At 73.2% G+C, this 19031-nt stretch carries 19 protein-coding genes and 1 riboswitch; all 19 genes read left to right on the plus strand.

Annotated features, from left to right (window positions below):
- Window positions 1-1638 (plus strand): carbamoyl-phosphate synthase large subunit (gene carB / locus ACTHJJ_RS03300; RefSeq protein ID WP_440301509.1); only part of this gene is annotated, 1638 nt, incomplete at its 5' end.
- A 37-nt stretch (window positions 1639-1675) separates the two neighbouring features.
- Window positions 1676-2518: an orotidine-5'-phosphate decarboxylase gene (gene pyrF / locus ACTHJJ_RS03305; protein WP_440301510.1), complete on the plus strand. Its 843-nt coding sequence runs from the start codon at window positions 1676-1678 to the stop codon at window positions 2516-2518.
- Window positions 2519-2640: 122 nt separating this feature from the next.
- Window positions 2641-2958 (plus strand): integration host factor, actinobacterial type, encoded by a 318-nt coding sequence (gene mihF, locus ACTHJJ_RS03310; RefSeq protein WP_440301511.1) that lies wholly within the window; start codon window positions 2641-2643, stop codon window positions 2956-2958.
- Between the two features lie 41 nt (window positions 2959-2999).
- Window positions 3000-3611, plus strand: coding sequence for a guanylate kinase (gene gmk, locus ACTHJJ_RS03315; protein ID WP_440301512.1), 612 nt, complete (start codon window positions 3000-3002; stop codon window positions 3609-3611).
- Between the two features lie 81 nt (window positions 3612-3692).
- Window positions 3693-3956, plus strand: coding sequence for a DNA-directed RNA polymerase subunit omega (rpoZ, locus tag ACTHJJ_RS03320; RefSeq protein WP_034712866.1), 264 nt, complete (start codon window positions 3693-3695; stop codon window positions 3954-3956).
- 8 nt (window positions 3957-3964) lie between these two features.
- Window positions 3965-5278 (plus strand): bifunctional phosphopantothenoylcysteine decarboxylase/phosphopantothenate synthase, encoded by a 1314-nt coding sequence (locus tag ACTHJJ_RS03325; protein ID WP_440301513.1) that lies wholly within the window; start codon window positions 3965-3967, stop codon window positions 5276-5278.
- Window positions 5279-5323: 45 nt separating this feature from the next.
- Window positions 5324-6547 (plus strand): methionine adenosyltransferase, encoded by a 1224-nt coding sequence (metK, locus tag ACTHJJ_RS03330; protein ID WP_440301514.1) that lies wholly within the window; start codon window positions 5324-5326, stop codon window positions 6545-6547.
- 165 nt (window positions 6548-6712) lie between these two features.
- Window positions 6713-8764: a primosome assembly protein PriA gene (locus ACTHJJ_RS03335; protein WP_440301515.1), complete on the plus strand. Its 2052-nt coding sequence runs from the start codon at window positions 6713-6715 to the stop codon at window positions 8762-8764.
- Window positions 8765-8890: 126 nt separating this feature from the next.
- Window positions 8891-9436, plus strand: coding sequence for an ArsR/SmtB family transcription factor (locus tag ACTHJJ_RS03340; RefSeq protein ID WP_440301516.1), 546 nt, complete (start codon window positions 8891-8893; stop codon window positions 9434-9436).
- Complete coding sequence (locus ACTHJJ_RS03345; protein WP_440301517.1) at window positions 9433-10686, plus strand: MFS transporter; 1254 nt, start codon at window positions 9433-9435, stop codon at window positions 10684-10686. The genes ACTHJJ_RS03340 and ACTHJJ_RS03345 overlap by 4 nt, the downstream gene beginning before the upstream one ends.
- Window positions 10687-10751: 65 nt before the next feature.
- The gene (def, locus tag ACTHJJ_RS03350; RefSeq protein ID WP_440301518.1) at window positions 10752-11297 is read left to right on the plus strand and encodes a peptide deformylase; all 546 of its coding nucleotides are present in this window, start codon (window positions 10752-10754) and stop codon (window positions 11295-11297) included.
- 1 nt (window position 11298) lies between these two features.
- Window positions 11299-12243: a methionyl-tRNA formyltransferase gene (gene fmt, locus ACTHJJ_RS03355; protein ID WP_440301519.1), complete on the plus strand. Its 945-nt coding sequence runs from the start codon at window positions 11299-11301 to the stop codon at window positions 12241-12243.
- Entirely contained in the window at window positions 12240-13874 is a 1635-nt protein-coding gene (locus ACTHJJ_RS03360; RefSeq protein ID WP_440301520.1) for an RsmB/NOP family class I SAM-dependent RNA methyltransferase, read from the plus strand. Before fmt ends, ACTHJJ_RS03360 begins: the two co-directional genes overlap by 4 nt.
- A 10-nt stretch (window positions 13875-13884) precedes the next feature.
- Window positions 13885-14541 (plus strand): ribulose-phosphate 3-epimerase, encoded by a 657-nt coding sequence (gene rpe / locus ACTHJJ_RS03365; RefSeq protein ID WP_440301521.1) that lies wholly within the window; start codon window positions 13885-13887, stop codon window positions 14539-14541.
- Between the two features lie 186 nt (window positions 14542-14727).
- Window positions 14728-14856: riboswitch (FMN riboswitch) on the plus strand.
- A 100-nt stretch (window positions 14857-14956) separates the two neighbouring features.
- Window positions 14957-15667 carry a nicotinamide mononucleotide transporter family protein gene (locus tag ACTHJJ_RS03370; protein ID WP_440301522.1) on the plus strand — a complete coding sequence of 237 codons (711 nt, stop codon included), beginning with the start codon at window positions 14957-14959 and terminating at the stop codon, window positions 15665-15667.
- A 5-nt stretch (window positions 15668-15672) separates the two neighbouring features.
- The gene (gene ribD, locus ACTHJJ_RS03375; RefSeq protein ID WP_440301545.1) at window positions 15673-16695 is read left to right on the plus strand and encodes a bifunctional diaminohydroxyphosphoribosylaminopyrimidine deaminase/5-amino-6-(5-phosphoribosylamino)uracil reductase RibD; all 1023 of its coding nucleotides are present in this window, start codon (window positions 15673-15675) and stop codon (window positions 16693-16695) included.
- A 4-nt stretch (window positions 16696-16699) separates the two neighbouring features.
- Entirely contained in the window at window positions 16700-17329 is a 630-nt protein-coding gene (locus ACTHJJ_RS03380; RefSeq protein WP_440301523.1) for a riboflavin synthase, read from the plus strand.
- Entirely contained in the window at window positions 17326-18552 is a 1227-nt protein-coding gene (ribB, locus tag ACTHJJ_RS03385; protein ID WP_440301524.1) for a 3,4-dihydroxy-2-butanone-4-phosphate synthase, read from the plus strand. Before ACTHJJ_RS03380 ends, ribB begins: the two co-directional genes overlap by 4 nt.
- A complete protein-coding gene (gene ribH, locus ACTHJJ_RS03390; RefSeq protein ID WP_440301525.1) occupies window positions 18549-19028 on the plus strand; it encodes a 6,7-dimethyl-8-ribityllumazine synthase in 480 nt (159 codons plus the stop codon). Before ribB ends, ribH begins: the two co-directional genes overlap by 4 nt.
- The last annotated feature ends 3 nt before the right edge of the window (window positions 19029-19031 follow it).

A 19031-nucleotide genomic window follows, 5' to 3' on the forward strand; every position in this document is an offset into this window, starting at 1 on the left:
CTCGGCTCCGGCCCGAACCGGATCGGGCAGGGTGTCGAGTTCGACTACTCCTGCGTCCACGCGTCGTTCTCGCTCCGCAGCCAGGGCTACGACACCGTCATGGTCAACTGCAACCCCGAGACGGTCTCGACGGACTACGACACGAGCAGCCGGCTCTACTTCGAGCCGCTCACGCTCGAGGACGTCCTCGAGGTCATCCACGCCGAGCAGCAGGCCGGGCCCATCGCGGGCGTCGTCGTCCAGCTGGGGGGCCAGACCCCGCTCGGTCTCGCGCAGGCCCTCGCCGACGAGGGCGTGCCGATCGTCGGCACGTCCCCGGCTGCGATCAACCTCGCCGAGGACCGCGGCGCGTTCGGCCAGGTGCTCCACCGGGCCGGCCTCGTCGCCCCGAAGCACGGCACCGCGTTCAGCCCTGACGAGGCCCTCGAGGTGGCCCGCGAGATCGGCTACCCGGTCCTCGTGCGGCCCTCGTACGTCCTCGGCGGGCGGGGCATGGTCATCGTCTACGACGACGACGCGCTCGTCACCTACGTCGAGAAGGCCGCCCTCGCCTCGCCGGAGCACCCGATCCTCATCGACCGGTTCCTCGACGACGCGATCGAGATCGACGTCGATGCCATCTTCGACGGCACCGACCTCTACATCGGCGGGATCATGGAGCACGTCGAGGAGGCCGGGATCCACTCCGGCGACAGCGCGTGCACCCTGCCCCCGGCCACGCTCGGGGATGCGGAGCTCGAGAAGGTCCGGGTCGCCACCCGCAAGCTGGCCGAGGGGATCGGCGTCCGCGGCCTGATGAACGTGCAGTTCGCCGTCGCGCAGGACATCCTCTACGTCATCGAGGCCAACCCGCGCGCCTCGCGGACGGTGCCGTTCGTCTCGAAGGCGACCGGGGTCCCGCTCGCGAGCGCCGCGTCGCGGGTCATGCTCGGCGCGACGGTCCAGCAGCTGCGCGACGAGGGCCTGCTGCCCGCCTCCGCCGACGGCGGCCGGATGCCCGACGGAGCCCCGATCTCCTGCAAGGAGGCGGTCCTGCCGTTCAAGCGGTTCCGCACGAAGGAAGGCGTGGCCGTCGACTCCCTCCTCGGCCCCGAGATGCGCTCGACGGGCGAGGTCATGGGCATCGACCGCGACTTCGGCTCGGCCTTCTCCAAGTCGCAGCAGGGGATCGGCGGGGGGCTGCCGACCTCCGGCGCCATCCTCGTCACGGTCGCGAACCGGGACAAGCGGGCCATGCTCTTCCCGGTCAAGCGGCTCGTCGACCTCGGCTTCACCATCCTCGCCACCCGCGGGACCGCGGCGGTGCTGCACCGCAACGGCATCCCGGCCACCGTCGTGCGCAAGCTCTCCGAGCGGCCGAACGTCGGGGACCCGACGGAGCAGAGCATCGTCGGGCTCATCGAGGACGGCACGGTCCAGATGGTCGTCAACACGCCCTCCGGGCAGGACGCCCGGGCGGACGGCTACGCCATCCGGGCCGCGGCCACCAGCGCGGACAAGCCGATCATCACGACGATCGCCACGCTCGCCGCGGCCGTGCTCGGCATCGAGGCGCAGCTGACCGAGCCGGTCCGCGTCACCTCGCTGCAGGACCATGCCCGCAACCTCGACCTCTATGGCGTCGGTGCCGCGAGCTGACTGCCATGATCCGACCACCCGACGCGAAGGAGCGCCCGTGACCACGCCGTTCGGCACCCGGCTGCGCCGGTCCATGGACCAGCACGGGCCGCTCTGTGTCGGCATCGACCCGCACCGCGCGCTCGTCGAGGCCTGGGGCCTGCCGTACGACGTCTCCGGCCTCGAGCGCTTCGCGCTGACGTGCGTGGCGGCGTTCGGGGGACGGGTGGCCGTGGTCAAGCCACAGTCGGCGTTCTTCGAGGTCTTCGGCAGTCGGGGGATCGCCGTCCTCGAGCGGGTGCTGCGCGAGCTTCGGGACGCGGGGACGCTGACGATCCTCGACGCGAAGCGCGGCGACATCGGCTCGACGATGGCCGGCTACGCGGCCGCCTACCTCGGGGCGGAGGCGGTAGCCCCGGCCGACGCACTCACGGTCAGCCCCTACCTGGGTTACGAGTCTCTCCGCCCCGCCATCGACGTCGCCCAGCAGCACGGCCGGGGCCTGTTCGTGCTGGCACTCACGTCCAACCCGGAGGGGGCGTCGGTCCAGCACGCGGTGGCAGGCGGACGCAGCGTCGCGGCCTCCATGGTCGAGGGGGCGACGGTCGACAACAGCCTGGCCCGCGAGAGGGGCGAGCTCGGCAGCGTCGGTCTCGTCATCGGCGCAACCGTCGGGGACGCCGTCGAGCGGCTCGGCCTCGACCTCGTCACGGCGGCCACGCCCGTGCTCGCGCCCGGCCTCGGGACCCAGGGCGGCACGGTGGCCGCACTCGACCGCGTCTTCGGCGCGGCCCGTCCGCAGGTCCTCGCGTCCTCGAGCCGGGAGGTGCTCTGCACCGGCCCGGACGTGGCGAAGCTCGCCGACGCGGCTCGCCGGGTCGCCGACGGCCTGCGTCCCTGAGCCCCGCCAAGGCCGTACACTTCCTCGTTCCCGCCGCGCCCGGCGGGGGCCGCGTTGCCACCCGCTCGACCGAATCGCTAGGTTCGGCAGCAACGTCCGTCCACCACGAGGAGAGAACCGCTGTGGCCCTTCCCCCGCTCACGCCCGAGCAACGGGCAGCCGCCCTTGAGAAGGCTGCTGCCGCCCGTCGGGAGCGCGCGGCCGTGAAGAACAAGCTGAAGTACTCCAGCGGCTCACTCGCGGAGGTCCTCGAGGACGGCAGGACCGACCCCGTCATCGGCAAGATGAAGGTCACCGAGCTGCTCGAGTCGATGCCGGGCGTCGGCCGCGTGCGGGCCAAGGCGATCATGGAGGAGGTCGGCATCGCCGAGTCCCGGCGGGTGCGCGGCCTCGGTGCCAACCAGATCGCGGCCCTCCTGCGCCGGTTCGACCGGGCATGAGCGCCGACCGGAGTGAGGACCCGACCGGGCACGATCGAGGAATGCCCGGGGCGCAGGGACGAGGCGCGACAGGGGGCCTGACCAGCGCGCGCGGCCGCCTCGTCGTCCTCGCCGGCCCCACCGCCGTCGGCAAGGGCACGATCGCGGCCTACGTCCGCACGCACTTCCCGGACGTCTTCTTCTCCGTCTCGATGACGACCCGCAAGCCGCGGCCCGACGAGGTCGATGGGGTCCAGTACCACTTCGTCGACGACGGCGAGTTCGACCGGCTCGTGGAGGCGGGGCAGTTCCTCGAGCACGCCGTGGTCCACGGCCTCGCGCAGTACGGCACCCCGCGCGGGCCCGTCGAGCGGGCCCTCGCCGAGGGCCGGGACGCGCTCCTCGAGATCGACCTGCAGGGTGCCCGCCAGGTCCGGGCCACGATGCCGGAGGCGTTCTTCGTCTTCCTCGAGCCCCCGAGCTGGGACGAGCTAGTGCGCCGGCTCGTCGGTCGCGGCACCGAGGACGAGGGCGAACGGGAGCGTCGCCTCGAGACGGCGCGGCGCGAGCTGGCCGCCAAACCGGAGTTCGACGCGGTCATCGTCAACGACGACGTTCGGCGCGCGAGCGAAGAACTCGTATCATTGATGAGATCGGGACGCACCAACCGGTGAGTCCCGCTTCGGCGTGCCTGCGATCCTCGCGGTCGGGGGCTGCCTGACGCACACCCGACCCCGAACGAAACGAGACGCCCCGTGTCCGGAACCAAGGCTGACCCCATCGGCATCACCAACCCGCCGATCGACGACCTGCTGACGGCCGCCGACTCGAAGTACGCCCTCGTCATCTACGCCGCCAAGCGGGCGCGCCAGATCAACGCCTACTACTCCCAGCTGCAGGAGGGCCTGCTCGACTACGTCGGCCCGCTCGTCGAGGCCGAGGTCCACGAGAAGCCGCTCTCCATCGCCCTGCGCGAGATCAACGAGGGCCTGCTCACCTCGACGCCGACCGAGGCCTGACCGACGCGATGCGCGTCGTCGTCGGCGTGAGCGGCGGCATCGCCGCCTACAAGGCCTGCTCGCTCGTGCGCCGGTTCACCGAGGGCGGGCACGACGTCACGGTCGTGCCCACCGCGGCGGCGCTCCGCTTCGTCGGGGCACCCACGTGGGCGGCCCTCTCGGGCAAGCCGGTGAGCACCGAGGTGTGGACGGACGTCCACGAGGTCCCGCACGTGCGGATCGGCCAGAGCGCGGACCTCGTCGTCGTCGCCCCCGCGACCGCCGACATCATGGCCAAGGCCGCCGCCGGCATCGCCGACGACCTGCTGACCAACACCCTCCTCACCGCCCGCTGCCCGGTCGTCTTCGCCCCGGCCATGCACACGGAGATGTGGGAGCACCCGGCGACCCAGGCGAACGTCGAGACGCTCCGCCGCCGCGGCGCACACGTCATCGAGCCGGCCGAGGGCCGGCTCACCGGAGCAGACTCGGGCAAGGGGCGCTTCCCCGAGCCCGAGGAGGTGTATGCCGCAGCCCTCGCCACCGTCGCCGCGCCCGCTGCCGAGGCGGCCGGGTCGCGCGACGGGTCCGCGCAGTCCGCTGACGAACCCGGCCCCGTCCAGGCGGGAGCAGGGTCGGCAGCCGACTCAGCGGCATACGAGCGCATGGGGCTGCGCGGCCGTACCGTCGTCGTGTCTGCGGGGGGCACCCGCGAACCGCTCGACCCGGTCCGGTTCCTCGGCAACCGGTCCTCGGGCAAGCAGGGGCTCGCCATCGCCGAGGACGCGGCTCGACGCGGCGCGCGGGTGGTCCTCGTCGCCGCGAACGTCGACCTGCCGACGCCACCCGGCGTCACCGTCGTGCCCGTCGAGACCACCCTCGAGCTGAAGGACGCGGTCGAGGCCGCCGCCCGCGAGGCGGATGCCGTCGTGATGGCTGCCGCGCCGGCGGACTTCCGCCCGGCGAGCGTCAGCGAGAGCAAGATCAAGAAGGGCAGCGACCCCGATGCGGCGCTGCGGCTCGAGCTCGTCGAGAACCCCGACATCGTGCGGGGCCTGGTCGCCTCGCGCGACGGCTCGCGTCGGCCGGTCATCGTCAGCTTCGCCGCCGAGACCGGCGACGAGAGCGGGACGGTCATGGACCACGCCCGGGTCAAGTTCGCGAAGAAGGGCAGCGACCTCCAGGTGGTCAACGAGGTCGGGCGCGGCCTCGCCTTCGGCCGCGACGACAACACCGTCCACCTGCTGCGGCGCGACACGGCAGAGGTCGTCACGGTCGGCCCCGCTGGCAAGGACGTCGTGGCCGCCGCCGTGCTGGACGTGATCGAGGAGCTGCTGGGCTGACGTATAAACTCGCCCGGTAGCGACCGCCGGAATCGAGGAGACCCTGTGTCCGCACGCCTGTTTACGTCCGAGTCCGTCACCGAGGGACACCCGGACAAGATCTGCGACCAGATCAGTGACTCCATCCTCGATGCCATGCTCGCCGAGGACCCGCAGGCGCGCGTCGCGGTCGAGACGATGGTGACGACCGGGCTGGTCCACGTCGCCGGCGAGGTCTCGACGACCGGCTACGTCGAGATCCCGAAGATCGTGCGCGACACGATCCTCGAGGTCGGCTACGACGGGTCCGAGAAGGGCTTCGACGGGCGCACCTGTGGCGTGTCGATCTCGATCGGGGCGCAGTCGCCCGACATCGCCCAGGGCGTCGACACGGCGCACGAGACCCGGCACGGGGGTGTCGACCCCCTGGACAAGCAGGGCGCGGGCGACCAGGGCCTCATGTTCGGCTACGCCTGCGACGACACCGCGGAGCTCATGCCGCTGCCGATCCACCTCGCGCACCGGCTCTCGGAGCGCCTCACCCAGGTGCGCAAGAACGAGCAGCTGCCCTATCTCCGCCCGGACGGCAAGACGCAGGTCACCATCGCCTACGACGGCGACCGCGCCCTGAGCCTCGACACCATCGTCCTGTCGACCCAGCACGCCCCCGACGTCTCGCTCGAGGGGATGCTGGAGCCCGACATCAAGGCCTTCGTCATCGACCCGGTCCTCGCCGAGCTGCGCGACGAGGGCACCGACCTCGACGTGTCCTCCTACCGTGCGCTCATCAACCCGACGGGCCGGTTCGAGATCGGCGGCCCGATGGGTGACGCCGGGCTGACCGGCCGCAAGATCATCGTCGACACCTACGGCGGCATGGCCCGCCACGGGGGTGGCGCCTTCTCGGGCAAGGACCCGAGCAAGGTGGACCGCTCCGGTGCCTACGCGATGCGGTGGGTCGCCAAGAACGTCGTCGCCGCCGGCCTCGCGCGTCGCTGCGAGGTGCAGGTCGCCTACGCCATCGGCAAGGCACAGCCGGTCGGGCTCTACGTCGAGACCTTCGGCACCGAGACCGTCCCGGTCGACAAGATCCAGCAGGCCATCGGCACGGTCTTCGACCTGCGGCCGCGCGCGATCGTCGACGCCCTCGACCTGCTCCGGCCGATCTACCGGCCGACCGCGGCCTACGGCCACTTCGGGCGCACGAAGGCCGACGGCGTGGAGAACGCCTTCCCCTGGGAGCGCACCGACCGGATCGAGGCCCTGCGCGCCGCCGTCGCCCAAGCCTGACGCCTCACTTGCCCCGTCGCCGAGCCAGGTGGCGGGTCAGGTGGCGGGGCGTGTCGCACGCGGTGTCGCTCTGGCAGCACCAGTTGCGACCTGGCATGCGACGTGAGCAGTTCCTGCCCGACGGCCGTTGCGGTGGTGTCCGCCCGCGGGGCTAGATTGCCTCGCGTGAGCGATCAGGCGGGAGCGGCGGGCGACGAGAGCGCCCTGCCCCTGCCCGTGGCCGCGGTGGTCGTCGACACGCCGCTCGCCCACCTCGACCGCGTCTTCGAGTACGCCGTCCCCGAGGAGCTGCTCGAGGCGGCCGCGCCGGGGGCCCGGGTGCGGGTGCACTTCGCCGGGCGCGAGCTCGACGGCTTCGTCGTGGAGCGCCGTGCCGAGGCGGAGCACGGCGGCCGGCTGTCACCGCTGCGCCGCGTCGTGAGCCCGGAGCCGGTGCTGACCCCTCCGCTGCTGGCCCTGTGCCGGGCGGTCGCCGACCGCTACGCCGGCAGCCTCAGCGACGTCCTGCGCCTCGCCGTCCCCAAGCGGCACGCCACCGCCGAGCGCAACCTGCCGCTCGAGGCGCCGGCCCCGGAAGCTCCCGAGGACGGCTCGTCCGACGGTGACGAGGACCGCGGGCCCTGGGCGGCCTACCCCGCCGGTGGGGCATGGCTGCGCCGGGTCGCCGCGGGAGAGGGACCGGCCGCGGCCTGGTCCGCCCTGCCGGCGCGGACGCCCGGTGACGACTGGCCCAGAGCCTTCGCCGACGCTGCGGCCGCGGCCCTCCGCGGCGGCCGGGGGGCGGTCCTCGTCGTGCCCGACCATCGCGACGTCGACCGGCTCGATGCGGCGCTGACCGACGTGCTCGGCCGGGGCCGGCACGTGCGGCTGACGGCGGACCAGGGGCCGCAGGCGAGGTACACGGCATGGCTCAAGGTGCTCCGCGGCCACGTCGACGTCGCGATCGGCACCCGGGCGGCCGCCTTCGCGCCCGTGCGCAACCTCGGCCTCGTCGCGTGGTGGGACGACGGCGACGACCTGCTCGACGAGCCGCGGTCGCCCTACCCCCACAGCGGCACGGTTCTCCAGATCCGGGCAGCCCAGTCGGGGGCGGCAGTCCTCGCCGGTGGCTACGTCCGCAGCCTGCACGTGCAGGAGGGCGTCGAGCGCGGCCGGCTGCTCGCCGTGGAGGCCGAGCCCACGCTCCTTCGCGCGGTCGCCCCGAGGGTCACGGTCGCGGGGGAGGGCGCCGATGAGGAGCGCGACGGCCCCGCCGCGCGCGCCCACCTGCCGTCCCGCGCATGGCGCGTCGCGAAGGACGCCTTGCACGACGGCCCGGTGCTCGTCCAGGTCCCACGCCGCGGCTACCTGCCCTCGCTCAGCTGCGCCGAGTGCCGCACCCCGGTGCGCTGCGCCCGGTGTCATGGGCCGGTGGCGGTCGGCGGCCCTGGGTCGCCCCCGGCCTGTCGCTGGTGCGGCGCGGCGCTCGGTGACGGCGGCAGGGACGCCGGCTTCGAGTGTCGTGAGTGCGGCTCGCGCCGGCTCCGTTCCTCCATCACGGGCGCTCGGCGGACCGCCGAGGAGATCGGACGTGCGTTCCCCGGCGCTCCAGTCATCACCTCCGGCTCCGGCGAGGTTCACGCGACCGTCGAGGACGAGCCGGCGATCGTCATCGCGACCCCCGGGGCGGAACCCCTTGCCCCGAAGGGCTACTCGGCCGTCCTCCTGCTCGACGCCTGGGCGAGCCTCGACCTGCCCGTGCTCGACGCCTCCACCGAGTCCCTGCGCCGGTGGGCCGCGGCGGCGGCGCTCGCCCGGCCCGGCCGCACCGTCGTCCTCTGTGGGGTCCCCGACGGGATGACGCTGCCGGCCGTCGAGGCGCTCGTGCGCTGGGACCCCGGCTGGCTGGCCGAGCGCGAGCTCGCCGACCGCCGCGGGCTCGGGCTGCCGCCCAGCGTCCGGATGGCCCAGCTCAGTGGCTCGCGACGAGCGGTCGAGGAGGCGCTGCGACAGGTCGAGCTGCCCGGTGCGGCGCAGGTGCTCGGGCCGATGCCCGTGCCCGATCTCGGCATGCGGGGGAGCGCCGGAGCGGACCAGGGCTGGCACGCGCTCGTGCGGGTGCCGGTCGAGTCCACCCCGGAGCTGACGAGAGCACTGCAGGCGCTCAAGGCGTTCCGCTCGGCCCGCAAGGAGCCCGAGGTAGTCACCGTCCGAGTCGACCCGACCGACGGGTTCTAGACCCCATTACGACCGCGCCGTCCGCGGCCCGACGGCCGGGACGGAATGCCCGCTCGACCAGGCCGGACAGCCGACCGCCAAAGAAGCGCTAGACGGTCTTGGGTGCTGAACGAAATACTGTCAAACATGTCTTTGGGGGATGATCGGCGGCGCAACGTGCTGCGGGCGACCGCGCACCCGCTGCGCCTGCAGATGCTGTCCTTGCTCACCGGTGCCGAGCTGAGCGCGGCCGAGGTGGCCCGTGAGCTGGGGATCACCCAGGCCAACGCCTCGTACCACCTGCGCTTCCTGCTCGATGCCGGGCTGCTCGTCATCGCCGGCGAGGAGCAGGTGCGGGGAGGGCGGGCCAAGAAGTACCGCCACCCCTGGGAGGAGCTGTTCCGCGACGAGTCGGGAACGACGACCGAGGCCGACCGGCAGGCCTACGTGTCCGTCCTCGCCGCAGCCATCCCGGCCCGTTACGCCGAGCACGCCGACCCCAGCGGGCAGCTCTTCACGGACGCCGAGCTCTGGGTCGAGCCGGAGGTGTGGCAGGAGGTCTTCGACCTCGTGGCCCGGGCCAGCCACCTGATCCACGAGCGGGCCAAGCCGCCCCGCACCGCCGGGACGATCCGCGCGAACCTCTCCGTGGCGGCCTTCACGATGAACCTCGAGAACAAGGGGACCCGATGAGCGTCCGCACCTCCCTCGGCGCCCTGTCCGACCGCCGGTTCGCGTGGTTCTTCACGGCGCGCACGGTCTCCACGGCAGGTTCGGCCATGGCGCCCGTCGCCCTCGCTTTCGCCGTGCTCCACATCGACCAGTCGGCGAGCGCCCTCGGCCAGGTGCTCGGTGTCCGGACGATCGCGATGGTCGCCTTCCTCCTCGTCGGCGGCGTCATCTCCGACCGGTTCTCCCGGATCGCGGTCCTCCAGGTGGCCCACCTGCTGACCTGCCTCACCCAGGCGGCTGCCGCCGCGCTCATCATCACCGGCCACGCGACCCTCCTGCAGATCACCATCATCGAGGGGCTGAACGGTGCCGTCTCCGCCTTCACGATGCCGGCGATGATGGGCATCGTCCCGCTCGTCGTCGACCGCGCCCGGCTGCAGCAGGCCAACGCCATGCTGTCCTTCAGCCGGAGCAGCCTCGGTATCGCCGGCCCGGCCGTCGCCGGTCTCCTCGTCGTCGGGGTCGGCCCCGGCTGGGCCCTGGCCGCCGACGCCTTCGCCTACGTGATCGCCATCGTCGCGCTGTCCCGGGTGTGCCTCCCACGGGAGGAGCGCACCCAGCAACGCCGCTCGATGGTCCGCGAGCTGCGCGAGGGCTGGGGCGAGTTCACCTCGCGCCAGTGGCTCTGGGTCATCGTGGTCGCCTTCGGCGTCACCAACGCGATCCACATGGGCGTCATCGGCGTCCTCGGCCCGCTCGTCGCGAAGACCACGCCCGCCATCGGCGAGGCCGGCTGGGGCGGGGTCCTGTCCGCCGAGGCCGCAGGCACCGTCCTCATGACCGTCGCGATGATGCGGCTGCGCTTCAGGCACCCGCTGCGCGCCGGCATGATCGCGACCGCCGTCATCGCCGTCCCGCTCGCCATGCTCGGCATCGCCCCCGCGATCGTCCCGCTCGCGATCGCGTTCGTCATCGGCGGCGCCGCCGTCGAGATCTTCAGCGTCGGCTGGAGCACCGCGCTCCACGAGCACGTCCCCGTCGCCGTCCTCTCCCGGGTCTCGAGCTACGACGCGCTCGGCTCGTTCGTCGCGATCCCGGTCGGGACCTTCCTCTACGGCTGGCTCGCCACCCTCGTCGACCACGAGACGCTCCTCGTCTCCAGCGCGGTCGTGTATGCCGCAGTGTCCCTGCTCGCCCTTGCGTCCCCGTCCGTCCGGAACCTGCGCCACCGGGTCGACGAGCCCGAGGGGAGCCCGGCGGCCGCGCTCTAGACTGGCGCCGGGCCGCCGCCGCGCGGCCCGTCCCGCACTGCCGCCGACCGACAAGGACTGCCTGCGTGTCGATCAAGGACATCCGCCTCTTCGGCGACCCCGTGCTGCGCACCCCCGCCGCCGAGGTCGTCGACTTCGACAAGGAGCTGCACACCCTCGTCAGGGACCTGCAGGACACGATGCTGGACGCGCCCGGTGCGGGACTCGCCGCGCCGCAGATCGGCGTCTCCGTGCGCGTCTTCACCTACTGGGTGGACGGCATCCTCGGACACCTCGTCAACCCCGTCCTCGACCTGTCCACCGAGGAGCAGGACGGCCCGGAGGGCTGCCTCAGCTTCCCCGGGCTGCAGTACGACACGAAGCGGGCCCTCAGCGTCGTCGCCCGCGGGCAGAACATGTGGGGCGAGCCGGTCTTCCTCGAGGGCTCGGAGCTGCTCGCCCGGTGCGTGCAGCACGAGACCGACCACCTCGACGGAGTCCTCTTCATCGACCGGCTCGACCGGGAGTCCCGCAAGCTCGCGATGCGCGAGATCCGCGAGGCAGAGTGGGCGGGCGCTCCCGCGCCCACGGTGAAGATCAGCCCGCACTCGACCTTCGGCCTGGGGATGTGACATGAGAGTCGTCTTCGCCGGCACGCCGGACGTCGCCATCCCGAGTCTCGACGCCATCGTGGCGTCGTCCCACGAGGTCGTCGCGGTCGTGACGAGGCCGGACGCCCCGGCCGGCCGCGGTCGCCACCTCGAGCCCTCGCCCGTGCGTCGCCGCGCCGACGAGCTCGGCATCCCGGTCCTCACCCCGCCCTCGGCGAAGGACGCGGACTTCCTCGACGAGCTGACCCGTCTCGCGCCCGACCTCTGCGCCGTGGTCGCCTACGGCAACCTCATCACCCAGGCGGGGCTCGACATCCCCCTGCACGGCTGGGTGAACCTGCACTTCTCGATCCTGCCCGCCTGGCGGGGCGCGGCTCCCGTGCAGCACGCGATCATGTCCGGGGACGAGATGATCGGGGCGACGACGTTCCGGCTCGAGCGTGGCATGGACACCGGCCCCGTCTACGGCATCATGACCGAGCCGATCCGGCCCGAGGACACGGCAGGTGACCTCCTCGAGCGCCTCGCGAGGGGTGGCGCCGGGCTGCTCGTCGCGACGATCGACGGCATCGAGTCAGGGGGCCTGGTGCCGAAGCCGCAGCCGGCAGAAGGCGTCTCGCTGGCCCCGAAGATCGAGGTCGAGGACGCCCGCGTCCGGTGGGACCGCCCGGCCTTCGTGATCGACCGGCACATCCGTGGCTGTACGCCGGCACCGGGCGCGTGGACGACCCTCGGAGGGGAACGCCTCCGGCTCGGGCCGGTCGGTCTCGCCCCGTCGGCAGAGGTCCCGGCGGACGGCCCGCTCGCCCCCGGCGCGCTGCTCGTCACCAAGCGAGCCGTATTCGTCGGGACCGCGACCGACGCCGTCCGCCTCGGCACCGTGCAGGCGCGGGGCAAGCGGCCGATGCCGGCGGCCGACTGGGCCCGCGGCACCAGGATCGAGCCGGGAGAGAGGCTCGGGGCATGAGCGACCGTCGAGGTGGCGCCGGTGACGACCGCGGCCGGGACCGCGGCAGCGGCGGCGGTAGGGACGCGGGCCGCGGCGGCGGCAGGGACGCTGGCCGCGGCGGCAGGGACGCGAACCGCGGAGGTCCGGGGGCCGGCGGCGAGCGCCGTGGGCGGCAGCGGCCGCCGGCGCGGGAGCAGTCCGCCCAGCACCGTTCGAGCCAGCGCCCATCGGAACGTGCGCGCCGCACGGACCCTGCCCGGCTCACCGCCTACACGGCGATGCGTGACATCGCGGAGGGCGCCTACGCCAACCTCGCCCTGCCGAAGCTGCTGCGCGAAAGGCGGCTGAGAGGCCGGGACGCAGGCTTCGCCACCGAGCTCGTCTACGGGGCGACGCGGATGCACGGGCTCTACGACGCCATCGCCGCTGTCGCGGCGGACCGCTCCGTCGACCGCATCGACCCGCGGGTCCTCGACACCATGCGGCTCGGCATCCACCAGATCCTCGGCATGCGGGTGCCGACGCACGCGGCCGTCGACGAGACCGTCGCGCTCGCGCGTCAGGTGAACGGCATCGGGGCGGCGGGCTTCGTCAACGCCGTGATGCGCCGCGTCAGCGAGCGGAGCCTCGACGAGTGGGTCGAGGCGGTGACCGCCGGCCGCGAACCACGCGAGGCACTCGCGATCCGCACCTCCCATCCGATCTGGGTGGTGGGCGCCCTCCGCGCGGCCCTCATCGGCCATGGCACCGCCACCGCCGAGACCGCCGACGACGAGCTGGGCCGCCTCCTCGACACCGACAACGACCCCGCCAGGGTGTCCCTCGTGGCCCGGCCCGGCCTCGCGACCGTGGCCGAGCTCGTGGACGCCGGAGCGGAGCCCTCGGCGACCAGTCCCCAGGGCGCGGTGCTGCCCGAGGGGGACCCCGGCGCCATTCCGGCGATCCGGGAGGGCCGGGCGGCCGTCCAGGACGAGGGCTCCCAGCTGCTCGCCCTCGCGCTCGCCCGGGCCGACGTGACCGGTGCCGCCGCGGAGCGCGAGCGCTGGCTCGACCTCTGTGCCGGGCCCGGCGGCAAGGCCGGCCTCCTCGCCGCGATGGCGATCGAACGCGGCATCCCCTTCGTCGCCAACGAGGTCAACGCCCACCGCGCCGAGCTCGTGCGCCAGACGCTCAGTGCGGCGCGGGCCCGCGCCGCTGAGGTCGGCACGACGATCGAGGTCCGCCAGGGCGACGGCCGGGACTACGGTGAGGCCGACCCGGGCACCTTCAGTCGCGTCCTCGTCGACGCGCCGTGCACCGGCCTCGGCGCCCTGCGCCGGCGGCCGGAGGCGCGCTGGCGGCGCCAACCGACCGACGTCGCCGCCCTCGCCGGCCTCCAGCGCGAGCTGCTCGCCTCGGCGATCGAGGCGACCGCGAGCGGCGGGCTCGTCGGCTACGCCACGTGCTCACCCCACCTCAACGAGACACGGTTCGTCGTCCGGGACGTCCTCAAGAAGCGCGACGACTCCGAGCTGCTCGACACCCGGCCGCTCTTCACCGACGCCGGGGGAGCGCCCCTGCCACGGCTCGGCGCCGGCCCGTTCGTCCAGCTCTGGCCGCACCTGCACGGCACCGACGCGATGTTCTTCGCACTGATCCGCAAGCTCTAGGGTGGGCACCGTGCTGATCTCCCCGAGCATCCTGTCCGCCGACTTCGCCAACCTCGAGGCGGAGCTGCGCCGGATCAGCAACGCGGACTGGGCCCACGTCGACGTCATGGACAACCACTTCGTGCCCAACCTCACGCTCGGCCTGCCCGTCGTCGAGGCCCTGCTCAAGGTCAGCCCGGTCCCGGTCGACGCGCACCTCATGATCGAGGACCCGGACCGGTGGGCGCCGATGTACGCCGAGGCGGGATGCCAGTCGGTCACCTTCCATGTCGAGGCGGCCCGGGACCCCCGGACCCTCGCCCGCACGCTTCGCTCGGCCGGGGCGAGGTCGGCGATGGCGCTCAAGCCCCGCACCCCGTTCGCCCCGTACGAGGAGCTGCTGCCCGACCTGGACATGGTGCTCGTCATGACCGTCGAGCCCGGCTTCGGCGGGCAGTCGTTCATGGCCGACCAGCTGCCGAAGGTCCGCGAGGTGCGCGACGCCGTGCGTCGCCGCGGTGGCGAGATCTGGATCCAGGTCGACGGCGGCGTGAGCGCCGACACGATCGAGCAGTGCGCCGAGGCGGGCGCGGACGTCTTCGTCGCCGGCTCGGCCGTCTACGGCGCCGCGGACGCCGCAGCGGCCGTGGACGAGCTGCGAGTGCTCGCCCAGCGTCACTCCCACTGAGCGACCCCGACCGCCGCGTACGCCGCTCGCCAGGCCTGGCGCATACCTCCCGCCTGGCCGCACCACCTGTGAGGCTCATGGGACCAACTGCTCACTCGACGGGACACACCCCCACGCCGACCCGGCGTGCGGCCCATCACACGGGAGGGCGCTACGCGGCGCGCGCGTCGGATGCCATAATGCGAGGACGTGCTCCGGGGTCGGTGTAATTCCGAACCGGCGGTGAAAGTCCGCGACCCGGCCGCAGCCAGCGGCCGGTTGACCTGGTGAAATTCCGGGACCGACGGTGAAAGTCCGGATGGGAGGCAGCACGGGGTTGGCGTGAGCGTCGGTCGTGGACCGGTGCGGCGCCGGCCATGGTGGTTTCTTCCCGGAGCTCGTCCTTGACAGTTCGGACGACACGGAGGAAGCCCAGATGGACATGCTGCGGTGGCTCTACGAGGCGAGTATCCCGATCGGCGGCTACCAGCTGCACTGGCTCGAGCTCATCGGGGTCCTCTTCGGACTCGGCTCGGCGGTCGGCGGCCTCGTGCGGCGTGTGTGGGCGTGGCCGATCGGGATCGTCGGCAACGTCCTGCTTTTCTTCGTCTACATCACCGTGACCTTCGATGTGGGCGACGGTCGGGCGCCGCTCTTCGGCCAGTCGGGCCGGCAGATCTTCTTCATCCTCACGAGCATCTACGGCTGGTGGCGCTGGCGTCAGGTCCGGCGGCTCGACGGGCGTGACTCGTCGAAGCCAGCCATCACCCCACGTTGGGCGACCGCCCGCGAACGGCTGGCGATGGTCCTCGTCTGGGTCGCCGGCGTCGTGCTCGTCCAGTGGGCCTTCGCCGCGATCGGTGCCGGCTGGCCCGCCCCGCGCTGGTACTACTGGTGCGACGCGTGGATCTTCATCGGCTCGATGATCGCGACCTACGCGATGGCCCGCGGCTGGAACGAGTTCTGGCTCGCCTGGATCGGCGTCGACCTCGTCGGGGTGCCGCTGCTGATCCACTCGGGGTACATCCCGACGGCCGTCCTGTACGCGGTCTACGCCGTCTTCGTCATCTACGGCTTCGTCGTCTGGCTGCGCGCCACGCGGACCGAGCGACCCAGCCCCGAGCCGGAAGCCGCGGCGGTGGCGTGATCTCGATGGTGGACCGCCGGTGGATGGAGCGGGCGCTCGCGCTCGCAGCGCGAGGCCCGTGGCCCGACCCCAACCCGCGGGTCGGCTGCGTGCTCGTCGACCCGGAGGGGCACCTCGTCGCCGAGGGCTTCCACCGCGGGGCCGGGTCCCCGCACGCCGAGGCGGACGCGCTCGCCGGCGCGGGGGAGCGCGCCCGCGGCTGCACGGCATACGTCACGCTCGAGCCGTGCGCGCACACGGGGCGGACGGGCCCCTGCGCGCCGGCGCTCGTGGCCGCGGGTGTGGAGCGCGTCGTCTACGGCCAGGCCGACCCGAACCCGAGGGCCGCTGGCGGTGCCGAGGTGCTGCGCCGGTCCGGCATCGACGTCACCGGGGCGTGTCTCGCCGAGGAGGCGACGGCGCTCAACGAGAGGTGGGCCCGGACGGTGCGGCTCGGGCGACCCCTCGTGACGTGGAAGTTCGCGGCCACCCTCGACGGGCGCAGTGCCGCCGCCGACGGCTCGAGCCGGTGGATCACCGGGCCCGAGGCGCGGGCCGACGTGCACGGGCTCCGGGCGACCCGGGACGCCGTCCTCGTCGGCACGGGCACGGTCCTCGCTGACGACCCGCGACTGACCGTGCGCGACGGCGCCGGACGACCGCTGGACGGTCAGCCGCTCCGCGCCGTCATAGGCACCTCGGAGGTGCCGGCCGGGGCCCGGCTGCATCAGGAGCCGGGCCCAGTCGCGACGATGGCGACCCGCGACCCCGAGGAGGCGCTCGAGTGCCTCTGGGAGAAGGGGATCCGCGACGTCTGGCTCGAGGGTGGCCCCACCCTGGCCGCCGCCTTCCTCCGCGCCGGCCTCGTCGACGAGGTGTACGCCTACCTCGCCCCGGCCCTGCTCGGCGCCGGCACCGCAGCTGTCGGCGACCTCGGCATCACCACCATGGCCGGCATCCGCCGGCTCTCGACCAAGGACGTCCGCCTCCTCGGACCGGACGTCCGGATCCACCTTGTCGCGCCCGTCGCGGCCGGCACAGAGGAGTAGCAGGATGTTCACCGGGATCGTCGAGGAGCTCGGCACCGTCAGAGCCATCGAGCAGGGGCAGGACTCCGCCGTGCTGCACATCGAGGGGCCGCTCGTCGTGTCGGACGCGGTGCACGGCGCGTCCATCGCGGTCAACGGCGTCTGCCTCACGGTCACCGAGCACGACGAGCGGGGCTTCGCGGTCGACGTCATGGCCGAGACGCTCTCGCGCACGTCCCTCGGCTCGCTCGCGCCGGGAGACCGTGTGAACCTCGAGCGCGCCATGGCGGCCGCTGGACGGTTCGGCGGACACGTCGTCCAGGGGCACGTGGACGGCACGGCGGTCATCACGGCTCGCCGCCCCGGGGACCGCTGGGAGACCGTGGACTTCCGGCTCGCCCCGGGCCTCGCGCGCTATGTCGTCGAGAAGGGGTCGATCACCGTCGACGGGGTCAGCCTCACCGTCACGGCGGTGTCCGACGAAGGCTTCTCGGTCTCCCTCATCCCGACTACCCTCGAGCTGACGACCTTGGGGCGCAAGGGAGTCGGCGACGACGTGAACATCGAGGTCGACGTCCTCGCGAAGTACGTCGAGCGCCTGCTGTCGGCGGGCGGCCCCGTCGTTGCCGGTGTCTCGGCAGGGGTGCAGCCATGACGCGACGGATGTCGACCATCGAGGACGCCCTCGCCGCGCTCGCCGACGGGCGCCCGGTCCTGGTCCTCGACTCGGAGGACCGGGAGAACGAGGGCGACGTCGTGCTGGCCGCCGCCACCGCGACCGAGCGGTGGACAGCGTGGACGATCCGGCACTCCTCGGGCTACCTCTGCGCACCCATGACGGCGGACATCGCCGACCGGCTCGCGCTGCCGCTCATGGTCGCTGACAACCGCGACCCGCTGCGGACCGCGTACACCGTCTCCGTCGATGCAGCCATGGGGGTCACGACCGGCATCAGTGCCGCGGACCGGACCCGGACCGTCCGCGTGCTGGCCGACCCGGCGAGCCGGCCGGATGACCTCATCCGGCCGGGTCACGTCCTGCCCCTCCGGGCCAGGCCGGGCGGTGTCCTCGCCCGACCTGGGCACACCGAGGCCGCCACCGACCTGGCCCGGCTCGCGGGGCTGCCCGCGGTGGGCGTCATAGGCGAGCTCGTCCACGACGACGGCCGGATGATGCGGTATGACGCCGTCCTGGCGCTGGGGCACGCGGAGGGACTGCCCGTCATCACGATCGAGGAGCTCATCGAGTGGCGGCAGCGCCACGACCGCGTCGAGCGGCTCGCGACGACCCGGATCCCGACGCCCCACGGCACCTTCACCGCGCACGCCTATCGCGACACGCTGACGGGGGAGGAGCACGTCGCCCTCGTCAGCTCCCGGGGTCTCGGCCGCGGCCCCGTCCTCACCCGGCTCCACTCCGAGTGCCTCACCGGCGACGCCTTCGGCTCGCTCCGGTGCGACTGCGGGCCGCAGCTGCAGGCCTCCCTCGCCCGCGTCGGGCGCGAGGGCGGCCTCCTCGTCTACATCGGGGGTCACGAAGGCCGGGGTGTCGGCCTCGTCGACAAGCTGCGCGCCTATGCCGAACAGGACCGCGGCGCGGACACCGTCGACGCGCAGACCGCGCTCGGCCTGCCCGTCGACGCCCGTGAGTACGCCGCTCCGGCCGCCATCCTTCACGACCTCGAGGTGCGCCAGGTGGTGCTCCTGACCAACAACCCGCGCAAGGTCGCGGCCCTGCGGGCGCACGGTGTCGAGGTGGTCGCCGTCGAACGGATCCAGACGGGCGTCGGCCGCGACAACGAGCACTACCTGCTGACGAAACGCGACCGGATGGGGCACGACCTCGTCCTCGACCACACCCAAGAGGAGACGGCATGAAGGACGGCGCGCCCCAGATCAGGACGGAGGGCACCGGCCTCCGGGTCGGCATCGTCGCAGCCTCCTGGCACGAGGCCGTGATGGACGGGCTGCTCGACGGTGCCCGCCGAGGGCTCGACGACGCCGGCGTGACGGATGTCGACGTCGTCCGGGTGCCCGGCACGTTCGAGCTGCCCGTCGCCTGCGCGGCCCTCGCGGACCGCTACGACGCGCTCGTCGCGCTGGGTGTCGTCATCCGCGGGGGCACTCCCCACTTCGAGTACGTCTGCCAGGCAGCGACCGTCGGGATCACCGACGTGGCGACCCGGACGAGCACCCCGATCGGCTTCGGCGTGCTGACGTGCGACGACGAGGCGCAGGCGATCGACCGGGCCGGCCTGCCCGGATCCGCGGAGGACAAGGGCCACGAGGCGGCCACCGCCGCGGTCGCCACGGTCGCCGCGCTCCGCGGGGTGCTGAGCCGGCCGACCGTGTAGGCC

The organism is Intrasporangium sp. (assembly GCF_051961875.1).
Lineage (GTDB): Bacteria > Actinomycetota > Actinomycetes > Actinomycetales > Dermatophilaceae > Intrasporangium_A.